Consider the following 16,104-nt stretch of genomic DNA (forward strand, 5'->3'; position numbering starts at 1 on the left):
GAGGAGAGAAGTGCATGACGCAAGTCACGGTGAAACAACTGGCCGATGAGGTCAAAACACCGGTAGAGCGCCTGTTGCAGCAGATGCGTGAGGCAGGTCTGCCGCACACCGCCGCCGATGAAGGTGTGAGCGATAGTGAGAAGCAGTCTTTGCTGACTCACTTGAAGAGCAGCCACAAGGCGAAAGTGGAAGAACCGCGCAAGATTACATTGCAGCGCAAAACCACCAGCACCCTGCGTGTTGCTGGTAGCAAGAGCATCAGCGTTGAAGTACGCAAGAAGAAAGTCTTCGTACAGCGCAGCCCGGAAGAAATCGAAGCCGAGCGCAAACGCGAACTGGAAGAACGTCGCGCAGTAGAAAATGCTGCTCGTCAGAAGGCTGAAGAAGAAGCCAAGCGTCGCGCCGAAGAAGAAGCGCGTCGCCAGCCTGCTGCTGCGCAACCTGCTGCCACTGATGCGGTCGCTGCTCCTGCTGCCGCGCCTGTAGAAGCTGCGCGTGAGGCCGCTCCGGTGGCCGCTGCACCAGCACCTGCTGCTGATGCGCGTAAACGCGACGAACCTCGTCGTCCGGACAAACCACGTGCCGACGATAACAGTCGTCGCGGTGGCGGCGGTGATGGTGAGCGCAAAAACGCTCCGCATCGTGCTTCGGTCAAAGAGAAAGCGCCTGCGCCACGCGTTGCCCCACGTACCACCGACGAAGAAAGCGACAGCTTCCGTCGTGGTGGTCGCGGCAAGGCCAAGCTGAAAAAACGCAACGCCCACGGTTTCCAGAGCCCAACCGGCCCTGTCGTGCGTGAAGTGAAGATCGGCGAGACCATCACTGTGGGCGATCTCGCCCAGCAGATGTCGGTCAAGGCAGCTGAAATCATCAAGTTCATGTTCAAGCTGGGCACTCCGGCCACCATCAACCAGGTACTGGATCAGGAAACTGCCCAACTGGTTGCTGAAGAGCTGGGCCACAAAGTGACCCTGGTCAGCGACACCGCCCTGGAAGATTCCCTGGCCGAGTCCCTGAAGTTCGAAGGTGAAGCTGTTTCCCGTGCGCCGGTCGTGACCGTAATGGGCCACGTTGACCACGGTAAGACTTCCCTGCTCGACTACATCCGTCGTGCCAAGGTTGCGGCAGGCGAGGCTGGCGGTATTACCCAGCACATCGGCGCCTACCACGTTGAAACCGATCGCGGCATGGTGACGTTCCTCGACACCCCTGGTCACGCCGCGTTTACCGCGATGCGTGCCCGTGGTGCCAAGGCGACCGACATCGTGATCCTGGTCGTTGCAGCAGACGACGGCGTGATGCCACAAACCATCGAAGCCGTTCAGCATGCCAAGGCAGCTGGCGTACCGTTGGTGGTTGCGGTGAACAAAATCGACAAGCCGGGCGCCGATCTCGATCGCATCCGTAGCGAACTGTCGGTTCACGGCGTGACTTCCGAAGAGTGGGGTGGCGACACTCCATTCGTACCGGTCTCGGCGAAAGTCGGTACTGGCGTTGACGAACTGCTCGAAGCTGTTCTGTTGCAAGCCGAAGTCCTGGAACTGACCGCTACGCCATCGGCTCCTGGCCGTGGTGTTGTGGTTGAGTCCCGCCTCGACAAGGGCCGTGGCCCGGTGGCGACCGTTCTCGTTCAAGACGGTACCCTGCGCCAAGGCGACATGGTACTGGTCGGTTCGAACTATGGCCGTGTACGTGCCATGCTCGACGAGAACGGTAAGTCCATCAAGGAAGCCGGTCCGTCCATCCCTGTCGAGATTCTCGGCCTGGACGGTACCCCGGACGCTGGCGACGAGATGAGCGTGGTTGCCGACGAGAAGAAAGCCCGTGAAGTGGCTCTGTTCCGTCAAGGCAAGTTCCGCGAAGTCAAGTTGGCCCGTGCTCACGCCGGCAAGCTGGAAAACATCTTCGAGAACATGGGCCAGGAAGAGAAGAAGACGCTTAACATCGTCCTCAAATCTGACGTCCGTGGTTCCCTCGAAGCGTTGAACGGCGCCTTGAATGGCCTGGGTAACGACGAAGTGCAAGTGCGTGTCGTCGGTGGCGGTGTCGGTGGTATCACCGAGTCCGACGCCAACCTGGCACTGGCTTCCAACGCTGTACTGTTCGGCTTCAACGTGCGTGCCGATGCTGGCGCTCGCAAGATCGTCGAGCAGGAAGGCCTGGACATGCGTTACTACAACGTCATCTACGACATCATCGAAGACGTCAAGAAAGCCCTCACCGGCATGCTTGGCAGCGACGTCCGGGAGAACATCCTGGGTATCGCCGAGGTGCGTGACGTGTTCCGCTCGCCGAAATTCGGCGCGATCGCCGGCTGCATGGTTATCGAAGGCACCGTTCACCGTAACCGTCCGATCCGTGTACTGCGTGAAGACATCGTTATCTTCGAAGGCGAGCTGGAATCCCTGCGCCGCTTCAAGGATGACGCTTCCGAAGTACGTGCCGGCATGGAATGCGGTATCGGCGTCAAGAGCTACAACGACGTCAAGGTTGGCGACAAGATCGAAGTCTTCGAGAAGGTTCAGGTTGCTCGCAGCCTCTAACTCGCGCACTTCAGGAGCCACGCCGCGTGTGGGCATGCAAATGCCCCGCGCAACGTCCGGACTCTAAACGCAACGCCCGGTCTGGCTTTTGTCAGGCCGGGCGTTTGCCGCTTTCAGACCCCACGGGTTTCACCGTGTGGCAGTAACAGGTAACAAGACATGGCAAAAGAATACAGCCGTACCCAACGTATCGGCGATCAGATGCAGCGCGAGCTGGCCCAACTGATCCGTCGCGAAGTCAAAGATCCTCGTGTTGGCCTGGTCACCATCACCGCCGTTGAAGTGAGCCGTGACGTGGGTCACGCAAAAATCTTCATCACCGTGATGGGTGAGGACAGCAGCGAAGAAATCGCGCAAAGCATCAAGGTGCTCAACTCGGCCGCAGGTTTCCTGCGCATGCAGTTGGCCCGCGAAATGAAGCTGCGCAGCGTGCCTCAGTTGCACTTCCACTACGACGAAAGCGTCGTGCGTGGCGCGCACCTGTCGGCACTGATCGAGCGCGCCGTGGCTGAGGATAATCAGCATCCGTCCACACCTGAAGACGCCAAGGAGTAAGCGGTGGCTCAGGTCAAACGTATCCGTCGCAACGTCAGCGGCATCATTCTGCTCGACAAGCCCATTGGCTTTACCTCCAATGCCGCCTTGCAGAAGGTCCGCTGGCTGCTCAATGCCGAGAAAGCCGGGCACACCGGCAGCCTCGACCCCCTGGCCACCGGCGTGTTGCCGTTGTGCTTTGGCGAGGCCACCAAGTTCTCGCAATACCTGCTCGATTCCGACAAGGGTTACGAAACCCTGATGCAACTGGGCAAGACCACCACCACGGCCGATGCCGAGGGTGATGTTTTGCAGGTTCGCGACGTGACCGTTGGTCGTGCTGATATCGAGGCTGCTTTACCCGCTTTTCGTGGGCAAATCAGTCAGATACCGCCGATGTACTCGGCGCTCAAGCGCGATGGGCAACCACTTTACAAGCTGGCTCGTGCGGGTGAAGTAGTGGAGCGCGAACCGCGTTCTGTTACTATTGCGCGCTTGGAATTGCTCGCCTGTGAAGGCGACACCGCACGCCTGGCCGTGGACTGCAGCAAAGGCACCTATATTCGTACCCTGGTGGAAGATATCGGTGAAAAGCTCGGTTGCGGCGCGTATGTCGCAGAACTGCGACGCACCCAGGCCGGCCCTTTCAGCCTGGCCCAGACGGTGACGCTGGAAGAGTTGGAAGCGGTACACGCCGAAGGCGGCAATGAAGCGGTCGATCGCTTCTTGATGCCATCGGACAGCGGTTTGCTCGATTGGCCATTGCTGCACTTCTCGGAGCACAGCGCGTTCTACTGGCTCAACGGCCAGCCGGTACGTGCCCCGGACGCGCCGAAATTCGGCATGGTGCGGGTACAGGATCATAACGGTCGCTTTATCGGTATCGGTGAAGTGAGCGAAGACGGGCGCATCGCGCCGCGTCGACTGATTCGGTCAGAATGACCGAAACCAGTTTGTGGTAAAAGCGTATCAGCCTTTACGCAAGCTGGAACGAGGGTGGCTGTTAACAGGCACGGTCACTACTCATTTTTAGATACAGGGATTTGTCCCTGGCCTGTTGAAACTGCCCTTTGGGTGGTTTCCTGAAAAAAGGATTGCCTCATGGCTCTCGACGTTCAAGAAAAAGCACAAATCGTAGCTGACTATCAGCAAGCTGTTGGTGACACTGGTTCGCCAGAAGTGCAAGTTGCACTGCTGACCCACAACATCAACAAACTGCAAGGTCACTTCAAGGCCAACGGTAAAGATCACCACTCCCGTCGTGGTCTGATCCGCATGGTAAACCAGCGCCGTAAGCTGCTGGACTACCTGAAAGGCAAGGATCTGGGTCGTTATCAGGCTCTGATCGGTCGCCTGGGTCTGCGTCGCTAATAAGCGATTGCGCTAGAGGTTGGTTGTTTGCCGTGTGTCAGTGGGATTCCCGCTGGCCCATGGCAGGCTTCCAGCCTCAAGTTTTATCTGGATACACGTTTTACCCCTGGACAAGGGTTGGGCCGATTCCCGACATTGCCCAAGAATTTCGCAAGAAGACAAGTTCCCCAAGAGCCACAAAGAAGGTAGGACACCGTGAACCCGGTTATCAAAAAATTTCAGTTCGGTCAGTCGACCGTTACCCTCGAGACAGGCCGTATCGCCCGTCAAGCCTCCGGCGCAGTGCTGGTTACCGTTGACGACGACGTTACCGTACTGGTGACCGTTGTAGGCGCCAAGACCGCAGACCCGAGCAAGGGCTTCTTCCCTCTGTCTGTTCACTACCAGGAAAAGACTTACGCTGCCGGTAAGATCCCTGGCGGTTTCTTCAAGCGCGAAGGCCGTCCTTCCGAGAAAGAAACCCTGACTTCCCGACTGATCGACCGTCCGATCCGTCCGCTGTTCCCAGAAGGCTTCATGAACGAAGTGCAGGTTGTCTGCACCGTCGTCTCCACCAGCAAAAAGACCGATCCGGACATCGCTGCGATGATCGGTACCTCGGCTGCCCTGGCTATCTCCGGCATTCCTTTCGATGGCCCGATTGGCGCTGCGCGCGTGGCTTTCCACGAAAGCACCGGCTACCTGCTGAACCCGACTTACGAGCAACTGAAAGCCTCGAGCCTGGACATGGTCGTTGCCGGTACCTCGGAAGCCGTACTGATGGTTGAATCGGAAGCCAAAGAGCTGACCGAAGACCAGATGCTGGGCGCGGTACTGTTCGCTCACGACGAGTTCCAGGTTGTGATCAACGCCGTTAAAGAACTCGCTGCCGAAGCCGCCAAGCCAACTTGGGCCTGGGCTCCGCAAGCCGAAGCCACCGAACTGCTGGGCGCGATCCGTGCCGAGTTCGGCGAAGCGATCTCCCAGGCCTACACCATCACCGTCAAGGCCGACCGTTACGCTCGCCTGGGCGAGCTGAAGGATCAGGTCGTTGCCAAGCTGTCCGGTGAAGAAGGCCAGCCTTCTGCCAGCGACGTCAAAGCAGCATTCGGCGAAATCGAATACCGCACCGTTCGCGAAAACATCGTTAACGGCAAGCCACGTATCGACGGTCGCGACACCCGCACCGTGCGTCCGCTGAACATCGAAGTCGGTGTTCTGCCGAAGACTCACGGTTCCGCGCTGTTCACCCGTGGCGAAACCCAGGCCCTGGTCGTTGCGACCCTGGGTACTGCCCGCGACGCACAGCTGCTGGACACCCTGGAAGGCGAGAAAAAAGACCCGTTCATGCTGCACTACAACTTCCCGCCGTTCTCGGTGGGCGAATGTGGTCGCATGGGTGGCGCCGGTCGCCGCGAAATCGGTCACGGCCGTCTGGCCCGTCGTTCGGTTCAGGCCATGCTGCCAGCCGCCGACGTGTTCCCGTACACCATCCGTGTCGTGTCGGAAATCACCGAGTCCAACGGTTCCAGCTCCATGGCTTCGGTCTGCGGTGCTTCCCTGGCACTGATGGACGCTGGTGTGCCGATGAAGGCGCCGGTTGCCGGTATCGCCATGGGCCTGGTCAAAGAAGGCGAGAAGTTCGCCGTCCTGACCGACATCCTGGGTGACGAAGACCACCTGGGCGACATGGACTTCAAAGTAGCCGGTACCGCTAAAGGTGTTACCGCGCTGCAGATGGACATCAAGATCAAGGGCATCACCGAAGAGATCATGGAAATCGCTCTGGGCCAAGCCCTGGAAGCGCGCCTGAACATCCTCGGTCAGATGAACCAGATCATTGGTCAGTCCCGCACCGAACTGTCGGAAAATGCTCCGACCATGATCGCGATGAAAATCGACACCGACAAAATCCGTGATGTCATCGGTAAAGGCGGCGCGACCATTCGTGCGATCTGTGAAGAGACCAAGGCTTCGATCGATATCGAAGACGACGGCTCGATCAAGATCTTCGGCGAAACCAAGGAAGCTGCAGAAGCGGCGCGTCAGCGCGTTCTGGGCATCACTGCCGAAGCCGAGATCGGCAAGATCTACGTCGGTAAAGTTGAGCGCATCGTCGACTTCGGCGCATTCGTCAACATCCTGCCGGGCAAAGACGGTCTGGTTCACATCTCCATGCTGAGCGACGCTCGTGTTGAGAAAGTGACCGACATTCTGAAAGAAGGCCAGGAAGTGGAAGTGCTGGTACTGGACGTGGACAACCGCGGCCGTATCAAGCTGTCCATCAAAGACGTGGCAGCAGCCAAGGCTTCGGGCGCTTAAATACCCGCAGGCTTCACGCTGAAAAAAGGACTCTTCGGAGTCCTTTTTTATGGTTCTTCACGGAATCCCGGGAAACACAGAAACAAGAACGCCGATTTGATGGATGATGTTCGTGCGAGCAAACACATCTAAAAAACCGGCGTTCTTATGCGCAATATTAATACTTTCCTTCCTTTTTGGGAGGGCTTTTCTGTCGTTGCGATCAAACCTGACGGCGATGCCCTTCAAATCGATCTGATCCCCCAGGCCACGCGATTTCCCACCTGTGGTGGCTGCCAAAAGCTCTGTTCAACAACTCATGAGTACTGCGATCGAGTCGTGCGTGACTTGCCGATTCTCGGTCGTGCAGTCCGCCTCAACGTGCAGCTCAGGCGTGTTAGTTGCCGTGATTGTGGCAAGCGCATGGAGGTCGTCAGTTGGCTGGATCGCTATGCCCGCATGACGCGCCGGCTGGCAGAGGCCGTTATTCAAGCCTGCGAACGCCTTCCTACACTGCATGTTGCGCAAATGTTCGGGCTGCACTGGGACACCGTTCGGTTGCTGGAGCGGCGCGCTCTGCAAGCGGCGTTGAGTGCCTTACCCAAGGCCCAACCACGGCGCTTGATAATGGACGAGTTCGCGTTATTCAAAGGTCATCGCTACGCCAGCGTGGTGTTGGACGCTGATACTCGGCGAGTGCTTTGGATCGGCGAAGGCCGTAGCCGAGCGGCAGTCAGACCGTTTTTCGAAGAGCTGGGGCCAGAAGGGTGCGCCCGAATTGAAGCGGTAGCGATGGACATGAACACGGCTTATGACCTGGAGGTTCGCCAACACTGCCCAAAAGCACGGGTGATTTATGACCTTTTCCATGTGGTCGCCAAATATGGCCGAGAAGTGATTGATCGTGTTCGCGTTGACGAGGCGAACCGATTGCGCCATGACAAGCCCGCTCGAAAGATCATAAAGCAAGCGCGATGGTTGCTATTGCGTAACCCGGAGAACCTGAAAAAGCCGGAACAGCAGGTTCATTTACAGGATCTGCTGGCCGCTAACCAATCGTTAATGACGGTCTACTTGATGAAGGCCGAGCTCAAAATGCTCTGGGCGCCGAGCGATGCCTGGGACTGGAGATCAGCCTGGAAGCAGTGGCTGCGTCATGCTCAAGAAAGCGAAATACCCGCACTGATCCAGTTCGCAAAGCGACTAAAAGGCTACTGGCGGGGCATCGTGAGCCGGGTACGCTGGCCAATGCACACCGGTCAGTTGGAAGGAATAAACAATCGAATAAAGGTCATCAAACGAATGGCGTACGGTTACCGGGACAGCGAATTCTTTTTCATGAAGATCAAGAGCGTCTTTCCCGGCAATCCGTGAAGAACCTTTTTTATGCGTGCAGGAAAATGCCGAAAAATCAGACGCTTAATCACAGCCAAAAGCCGCAACTTGCATGCAGGCACGCGCTGCTTCATGCAAATTGCACGAATCCGAAAATTCGCTCAATCTATAACTCTTTGTTTTTAAAGGGTTTATTTGCAGGCTTCGACTTGGCACAGTGCCTGCAACAGTCCTGTTAATGCTGCAGCATCAAGGTTCACACACTGCAGACTTTTAATAAAACAGGAGTTACTCGTATGAAGAAGTTCGCTCTCGCTACCGCAACTGCTACCGCCCTGACCCTGGCCATGGCCAACGTTGCCTTCGCTCAAACCGCGCAGGCGCCGATGACGCTGGCAGCTGGCGAAATGACCAAAGCCAAAGAGTCCACCTCGGACACTTGGATCACCACCAAAGTCAAAGCTGACCTGCTGACCGAAAAGGGCATCCCAGGTTCGGACATCAAGGTTGAGACCAACAAAGGTGTGGTTTCCCTGTCTTCGACCGTTGCCATCTCTGACTCGCAGAAAGCTACCGCTGTCGCCATCACCAAGCGTATCAAGGGTGTGACCGCTGTATCCGCTGACGGCCTGCTAGCTGGCGGTGCGGTAAAAGCCGACAACATCGACACATCCAAAGAAGCCGCTTCGGACACTTGGATCACTACCAAGGTGAAGGCTGACCTGGTTACCGAGAAAGGCATTCCGGGTACCGACATCAAAGTCGAAACCAACAAGGGTGTAGTTTCCCTGTCTTCTTCCGTCGCAGTGACCGAAGCGCAGAAAACTACCGCGGTGAACATCACCAAGAAAATCAAAGGCGTGAAAGCTGTATCGGCCGATGGCCTGAAAGCAGAGTAACGCTTAACCAATCGCTGAACTAGGCGGCGGCGGCAACGAGTGAGTTAGATATCCACTCAATGCACCTCACGGGTTCATGCGACCGACCATAGGGATGTGGTCATTACAGGCCCCGGCACATGTGTCGGGGCCTGTTCTATTCCGGCCAGGAATGCTATCGAAGTGCGCGCCAGCTTGCGCTGGCGCGTGGGGTCATTCGGCGTCCAGATGCATCTGCGTTACCACCCGGCCATCCTTCTCGGCCTGGCCCAGTTTGGCGTCGACGAAGTACACCCGGTCATCTTCCAGCTGCCCTTTGTCGACCAGGTAGTCCTTGATGGTGCTTGCGCGGTCCTGACCGAGCTGGCGCAACAGCACGTCGCTGCTGCTCCAGAACGTGATCACGCCGTCCTTGAGTTTGGCCGTGCGTTCATCGTCGCTCAGGTTTTTCCACTCCGCCGGTGGTTGTTGTTTCAGGCGGGTGCGGTAGATACCTTCGAGCAAGGGGGCTTTTTCCTTTTCCGGTACTTGCAGCAAGGACGCCTGGGCCGGAACCTTGTCGCCACGGCGCTGCAGGATCTTGTAGTAGTTATATTGGTATTCGCGCTCCAGGCGCTGCTCGGCGAGGAATTTGCCGTCACTGTCGGCCGCCGCCGTGCCTTCGATTTCCAGGCGCAGGGTAGGGCGTTCTTTGAGGGCCTTGGCCAAGGTGTTCAGGGCGCCCTCGGCGTCTTTGTTCAGTTCGCTGGAGCCTGCGGCGAACGAGACGTTGCCGAGGTCTTCCGAACCGCCGCCGCTCACCAGCCCACCGATAAACTTGAACGGCGCCGTTGCCGCGCGCACCACCAGGTTGCGCAGGGTCTGCCAGATGATCGGCATCACGCTGAATTGCGGGTTGTTCAAGTCGCCGCTGATGGGCAGTTCAATCGAGATCTTGCCGTCAGAGTCCTTGAGCAGGGCGATCGCCAGGCGAATCGGCAGGTCTACCGCATCGGCACTGTCGACTTTCTCACCCAGTTGCAGTTGCTCGACCACCACTTTGTTCTCGGCCTTCAGTTGGCCTTTGGTGATCACGTAATGCAGGTCGAGGTTGAGGCGACCCTTGCGAATCCGGAAACCGGCGAACTTACCCGAGTAGGGCGTCAGGGTCGTCAGCTCGACACGTTTGAAGCTGGTGGCGATATCCAGTGCCGCCATCGGATCAAACGGGTTCACGCTGCCTTTGATGGTCACCGGTGCATAGCGATCCACCTTGCCCTTGATGTCGACAGCTGCCGGTTTGGCCTGGCGGCTGTCAATGGTGCCAATCTGCCCGTTGAGCTGTTGGATCGCGGTGGCGAAGTTGGGCGTGAGGCTGAAGTCGGCGAAGTTGGCCGAACCGTCGTTGATCGCGATCTGCCCGATATGAATACCCAGCGGTTTTTCTTTGCTTGCCGCCGGCTTGGCCGCCGACTTGGCGCCGCTGTCGGCCGGCTGTGGAATCAGCAGGTCGTCGACGTTGGTGGTGCGATCATCGTTGATCATGAAGCGCACATAGGGCTGTTGCAGGTTGATCTTGTCGATCGACAGGCTGTCGCCATGCTGGTAGTTCAGCCCTTCCAGCACCAGGCGCTGCCATTTGAGGAAGTCACGGGTCTTGAGGGTGTCGAGGGTGTGCAACTGATCGACCTGCGCCCGGCCGGTGATCTGTAGGGCCAGCGGCTCGGTGCTTTTGAGGTTCACATCGAGGTTGCTGCCGAGCATGCCGCTACGCAGTTCCAGGCGGATGAACGGGCTGATATAGGACTGCGCGACCCGCAGGTCGATGTCCTGGGTGTTCACTTTCAACTTGGCGCTGACCGGGTTGAGGTTGACCTCGCCGGTTGCCTGGATCTTGCCTTGCTTGCCCAGGCCGGTGTCGACCTTGAGGGTGAAGGGGCTGCCGTTGAGGCTGTCGAAGTTCTGCACATCGACGTTCAGCGGGCCGAGTTCCAGTGCGACCGCAGGTTTGGCCTGGCGGTCGGCCAGGTGGACCTGATAGTTGCGCAGTTGCACATCCTTGAGCAGCACTTGCCAAGGCTTGCTCGGCGCTGCGGGCGCGGCTTTGGGCGAGTCGGCAACTGCTGGCGCGCTGGCCGCTTCCGGCGCCTTGGCCGGCTTGCTCGGCTGGCTGGCGAACAGTTTCTGCCAGTCCAGTTGGCCATCGGCTTCGCGGGCGGCCCAGGTTTCCAGCTTGTTGCTGCGGATCTTGCCGACCACCACCTGCTGCTTGGCCAGGTCGATCGTGGTTTCGCTGACGTCCAGGCGCTCCAGGCGCACCAATGGCCGGCCATCCGGCGCCTTGATGGCGAACGGCGCGATGCTGGCGGCGGTGTTGGTCAGGTTCAGTTCGGTTTCTTTGGCCAGGCTGAACGTGTAGTCCGTGCTGAAGTTGAGCACGCCGTTTTCGAGGACCAGGGGCAGGGCGTCGCGCACATAGGGCCACCAGGCTTTCATCTTGCCATCGGTGATTTTCAGGGTGCCTTTGGATGTGATCGGCACCAGGCTGACGTTACCCTTCCAGTCGATCTGCCCGCCTTCCGGGCCGGCGGCGACCAGGGTCATGTCGGCATTGTCTTCCGGCAGGGTGCTGAGGTTTTTCAGCTCGAAGTCGAGTTTGTCGTAGAGGAACTCGATTGGCTCGCTGGGGCGCAGGTCTTCAAAGTGCAGATAACCGCCCGCCAGCTTGATCCGCTCGATCCGCAACGGGAACGGCTTGGCGTTGGGGTCTGCCGGTGTCGGTTCGCTGGGTGGCAGTTTGAACAACTGCGCCAGGTTCAACTGGCCGGACTTGTCGAACAGCAACTCGGTCTTGGGTTTGTCGAGTTGCACATCGGCCAGGTGCAGGGCGCGGGTCCACAGGCTGTCGAGCTGCAGGTTGGCGTAGAGCCGCTCGAAACCCACTTGTTCCTTGCCGGGGTCGCCGATCTTGAGGCCCCACAGCGTCACTTCCAGGCTGAATGGGTTGAGCTCGATACGCTCGATGCGGGCCGGCACCGTGGCGTAGTTGGCCAGCTGTTGGTTGGCTATGCGAAGGGCAATGCCGGGCAAAATCAAAAAGCCCAGCAAGCTGTACAGGGCAACGGCAGTCAACAAGGCGCCAGTGGCGCGAATCAATCCTTTGGGCATGGGGCAGCGCCATCTATGTCGAACAGGAGTGCCTTGGAGTATGGCACGGGTTTTCGGTTCCGAAGAGCCACCCTCTTTCAGAAAATTCCTATAACTGCAGGATCAGAGTCTTCAACGGAGGTTGCTGGTCTTGTGACGGAAAGTCGGCGCCAGGAGGCATGATTTGCCAGTCGCGCACCGGACGCCCGGCTTTCTCGGCGCAACGTAGCACCTGCTCACGCCAATCGTCCATGCTCACTTTTGCCAGGTTGTTGCAGCAGATCAGCACGCCGTCATCGGCGGTTGCCAACAGCGCCGGCTTGAGCAGGCTTTGATAGTCGCGCAACAGGTCGACGGTGCCGAAGGCGCTCTTGGCCCAGGCCGGCGGGTCAAGCAACACCAGGTCATATTGACGCGGTTCCAGGCGCGGATAGCCCGGCAGTTTCTGCCCGCGCCGCTGGGTGATCGGCAGGCCGGCCAGCTGGCGAATCGCCGGGAAATAATCGGATTGCACGAACGTCATGGGTGCCAGTTGCGGGTTGAGCAGGCCGTTTTCGCGGCCGACCGCCAGGTTGCCTTCGGCAAAATCCAGGTTGCACACGTCACGCGCACCGCCGGCCGCGGCGCTCAGGCCCACGCCACAGGTGTAGGCGAACAGGTTCAGTACGCTCTTGCCGGCACTGTGTGTCTTGACCCAGCCGCGGGTGTTGCGCAGGTCGAGGAACAGCAACGGGTCTTGCCCGGCATGGCGCCCGCGCACGCGGTAATTGAGGCCCCATTCGTGGCCGACCAGGTCCTGCAGCGCTTGCGGTGTGGCGCGGTAGACCGTGTCTTCGCGGTCGATCCGCGAGTTGCCACGGGAACGGTCGTTGTACACCAGCAGCAATTCCAGGCCCATGTACTGGCTGATCAGTTGATGCAGGTCCAGCAGGTCTGCGCTTTCCAGCGGTTGGTGGAAGCTCTGCACCAGCAATTGCGGGCCATAGCGGTCGATGGTCAGGCCTCCGGCGCCTTCCTGGCTGCCGTGGAACAGCCGGTAACAGTCGGTGCCTTGGGCATGCAACTCGCTGATCAGGCCTTGACGATGATCGAGGGCGGCGCGCAGCGCCTGGTTCAGGGGAGACATGGAGCGCGCCTTGCTGGGTAAATGTGGGCGCGGAGTTTAGCAGTTATGGAGCGTCGCCTACATCAACCCCATCCGCCGATGCGCGCGCTGCACCGAGCCATTGCGCATTGCCCAACGCAGCACCGGCGCGCTGCGCTTGACCCCGGCACGCACCAGCTGGCGTTGCAGCGGGCTCGGGTGTTGCCCCAGCATGTCGGCGGCCCAGGCCGGCAGCAGGTCGATCCCGGCCTGCATCATCAGGGCGCCAAAGGGTTTGGCCAGGGTGCTGGGCGCCGGGGCTTCGAGCAGCAAACGCAGCACTTCGCGGCTGCGCGCGTCGCACAACAATTGTGGACGGATACGCGCCAGATAATCCGCAATTTCCTCGCGTGAGCGCGGCACATTCCGTGCGCCCAGGCGTTCGGCGACCAGGGCGATTTCGTTGTAGTAACGATCCTGATCGCGCCCCGAGAGCTGCGGGTTGCGATAACGCACGTGCGCGGCGAGGAAGCTGCTGACCTCCGCCACATGCACCCAGGTCAGCAACTGCGGGTCGCTGGCCGCGTAGGCGCGGCCGTCGGGTGCATGGCCGACAACCTGCAGGTGAATGGTGCGTACTTTCTCGATCAGCCAATCGGCGTCTTTGCGCGAGCCGAAGGTGGTGCCGGAAATGAACTGCGATGTGCGGCGCAGGCGCCCGAGCATGTCCTGGCGAAAGTTCGAATGGTCCCACACGCCAGCCAGCGCCAATGGGTGCAAGGCTTGCAGCATCAAGGCGCTGATGCCGCCGATGAGCATGCTGCTGAAATCGCCATGCACTTGCCAACTGACCGAGTCCGGGCCGAACAGGCCGGGGTCGCCCTTGGGGTTTTCCAGGTCCAACTGGCCCAGCGACAAGCCGGTGAGGCTCATCAACTGGGTTTCGATACGGCTGCGGATAAATTCCATGGCGACGCGCGGGTTCCTATCGGTTCAGGCGTTTGTCGATCAGGCCGGCGACCACGCTGGGGTCGGCCAGGGTGGAGGTATCTCCGAGGCTGTCCAACTCGTTGCAGGCTATTTTGCGCAAAATGCGTCGCATGATCTTACCCGAGCGGGTTTTCGGCAAGGCCGGGGCCCATTGGATCAGTTCCGGTTTGGCAAAGCTGCCGATTTCCTTGCTGACCAGTTCGAGCAGATGTTTCTTCAGTGTCTCGCTGGGCTCCACGCCATTCATCGGGGTGACGAACGCATAGATGCCCTGGCCTTTGACGTCATGGGGATAGCCCACCACCGCAGCCTCGGCGACCCAGTCATGCAACACCAGGGCACTTTCCACCTCGGCGGTGCCGATACGGTGGCCGGACACGTTGATCACATCGTCGATGCGCCCGGTGATCCAGTAGTCGCCGTCTTCGTCACGCCGCGCGCCATCGCCGGTGAAGTAATAACCGGGGTAGGGTTTGAAATAGGTGTCGATCATGCGCTGCGGGTCGCCATAGACACTGCGGATCTGCCCCGGCCAGCTGGATTTGATCGCCAGCACGCCGCTGCCCGGGCCGTTGATTTCCTTGCCGTGCTCATCGAGCAGCACCGGCAGCACGCCGAACATCGGTTGGGTCGCGCAGCCGGGCTTGATGCGCTGGGCGCTGACCAGCGGGCTGAGCATGATGCCGCCGGTTTCGGTCTGCCACCAGGTATCGACAATCGGGCAGCGTTGTTCGCCGACGGCGTTGAAGTACCAGTCCCAGGCTTCCGGATTGATCGGCTCGCCGACGCTGCCGAGCAGGCGCAGGCTGGCGCGGGAGGTGTTCTCCAACGGAGTGTGGCCCTCGCGCATCAATGCGCGCAGGGCCGTCGGCGCGGTATAGAAGATATTGACCTGGTGCTTGTCGATGACCTGCCAGAAGCGCGAGCTACTTGGGTAGCTGGGCACGCCTTCGAACATCAGCGAGGTGGCGCCGTTGGCCAGCGGGCCGTACACGATGTAGCTGTGGCCGGTGACCCAGCCCACATCGGCGGTACACCAGAACACTTCGCCGTCGCGGTAGTCGAGCACGTACTTGAAGGTCATCGCGGCTTGCAGCAGGTAGCCGCCGGTGGTGTGCAGCACGCCCTTGGGTTTGCCGGTGCTGCCGGAGGTGTAGAGGATAAACAGCGGGTCTTCGGCGCCCATCGGCTCGGGTGGGCAGTCATCGCTGGCGGCATCCACGACCTGTTGATAGTTGAGGTCGCGGCCTTCGCTCCAGTTCACGGCGGCCCCGGTGCGCGCTACCACCAGCACGGTGCTGACGTTCGGGCAACTGGCCAGAGCCTTGTCGACATTTTGTTTCAACGCCACCGGCTTGCCGCCGCGCACGCCTTCATCGGCGGTGATCACCGTGCGGCAGTCGGCGTCGAGAATGCGGTCGCGCAGGGCGTCGGGTGAAAAACCGCCAAACACCACCGAATGCACCGCCCCAATCCGCGTACAGGCGAGCATGGCGTAGGCCGCTTGCGGAATCATCGGCATGTAGATGCACACCCGGTCGCCTTTTTTCACGCCACGGCTTTTCAGCACATTGGCCAGGCGGCTGACGTTTTGATGCAGTTGGCGGTAGGTGATGGTGGAAGACGCTGTCGGATCATCGCCCTCCCAGATGAAGGCCGGTTGCTCGGCGCGTTGCGCCAGGTGGCGGTCGATGCAGTTGTAGCTGACGTTCAATTGGCCGCCGGCAAACCATTGGGTGGCGCCGGTCTGGATGTCCGAGGTATTGACGGTGTGCCAGGGCGTGGTCCAGTCGAGAAAGCGCCTGGCCTGTTCGGCCCAGAACGTGTCCGGCTGTTCGATGGATTGGCGATAGAGGCGCTGATAGTCCTCTTGACTCAGTTGCGCAGCCCGGCGGACGGCATCGGCGATGGGAAACATGCTGATATCGAACATGAGCGATCCTTATTCTTGTTTTTGCGACAA

General features: G+C 59.6%; 11 protein-coding genes. 7 read left to right on the forward strand and 4 right to left on the reverse strand.

Annotated elements, in window-relative coordinates:
* Positions 1-14: 14 nt before the first annotated feature.
* From infB to C5F70_RS29220, 7 genes are all read left to right on the forward strand, one after another.
* Positions 15-2,543 (forward strand): translation initiation factor IF-2, encoded by a 2,529-nt coding sequence (gene infB, locus C5F70_RS29190; RefSeq protein WP_017847423.1) that lies wholly within the window; start codon positions 15-17, stop codon positions 2,541-2,543.
* Between the two features lie 159 nt (positions 2,544-2,702).
* A complete protein-coding gene (gene rbfA / locus C5F70_RS29195; RefSeq protein ID WP_017847424.1) occupies positions 2,703-3,098 on the forward strand; it encodes a 30S ribosome-binding factor RbfA in 396 nt (131 codons plus the stop codon).
* Between the two features lie 3 nt (positions 3,099-3,101).
* On the forward strand, positions 3,102-4,019 hold the full coding sequence (truB, locus tag C5F70_RS29200; RefSeq protein WP_014719950.1) for a tRNA pseudouridine(55) synthase TruB: 918 nt from the start codon (positions 3,102-3,104) through the stop codon (positions 4,017-4,019).
* 159 nt (positions 4,020-4,178) lie between these two features.
* The gene (gene rpsO / locus C5F70_RS29205) at positions 4,179-4,448 is read left to right on the forward strand and encodes a 30S ribosomal protein S15 (RefSeq protein ID WP_003176135.1); all 270 of its coding nucleotides are present in this window, start codon (positions 4,179-4,181) and stop codon (positions 4,446-4,448) included.
* 195 nt (positions 4,449-4,643) lie between these two features.
* Entirely contained in the window at positions 4,644-6,749 is a 2,106-nt protein-coding gene (gene pnp / locus C5F70_RS29210; protein WP_017847425.1) for a polyribonucleotide nucleotidyltransferase, read from the forward strand.
* Between the two features lie 147 nt (positions 6,750-6,896).
* Positions 6,897-8,102 (forward strand): ISL3 family transposase, encoded by a 1,206-nt coding sequence (locus C5F70_RS29215; RefSeq protein ID WP_026139890.1) that lies wholly within the window; start codon positions 6,897-6,899, stop codon positions 8,100-8,102.
* Positions 8,103-8,359: 257 nt separating this feature from the next.
* On the forward strand, positions 8,360-8,962 hold the full coding sequence (locus C5F70_RS29220; protein ID WP_017847426.1) for a BON domain-containing protein: 603 nt from the start codon (positions 8,360-8,362) through the stop codon (positions 8,960-8,962).
* A gap of 192 nt (positions 8,963-9,154) precedes the next feature.
* Here the strand turns inward: C5F70_RS29220 and C5F70_RS29225 are convergent, their stop codons facing one another.
* From C5F70_RS29225 to acs, 4 genes are all read right to left on the reverse strand, one after another.
* The gene (locus C5F70_RS29225) at positions 9,155-12,088 is read right to left on the reverse strand and encodes a DUF748 domain-containing protein (protein ID WP_104904442.1); all 2,934 of its coding nucleotides are present in this window, start codon (positions 12,086-12,088) and stop codon (positions 9,155-9,157) included.
* An 88-nt stretch (positions 12,089-12,176) separates the two neighbouring features.
* The gene (locus C5F70_RS29230; protein WP_046487567.1) at positions 12,177-13,193 is read right to left on the reverse strand and encodes a class I SAM-dependent rRNA methyltransferase; all 1,017 of its coding nucleotides are present in this window, start codon (positions 13,191-13,193) and stop codon (positions 12,177-12,179) included.
* A 57-nt stretch (positions 13,194-13,250) separates the two neighbouring features.
* Positions 13,251-14,120: an oxygenase MpaB family protein gene (locus C5F70_RS29235; protein ID WP_046382047.1), complete on the reverse strand. Its 870-nt coding sequence runs from the start codon at positions 14,118-14,120 to the stop codon at positions 13,251-13,253.
* A gap of 16 nt (positions 14,121-14,136) precedes the next feature.
* A complete protein-coding gene (gene acs / locus C5F70_RS29240) occupies positions 14,137-16,074 on the reverse strand; it encodes an acetate--CoA ligase (RefSeq protein ID WP_104904443.1) in 1,938 nt (645 codons plus the stop codon).
* Positions 16,075-16,104 lie beyond the last annotated feature (30 nt).

The sequence above is a fragment of the Pseudomonas sp. LH1G9 genome, from assembly GCF_002949975.1.
GTDB lineage: Bacteria > Pseudomonadota > Gammaproteobacteria > Pseudomonadales > Pseudomonadaceae > Aquipseudomonas > Aquipseudomonas veronii.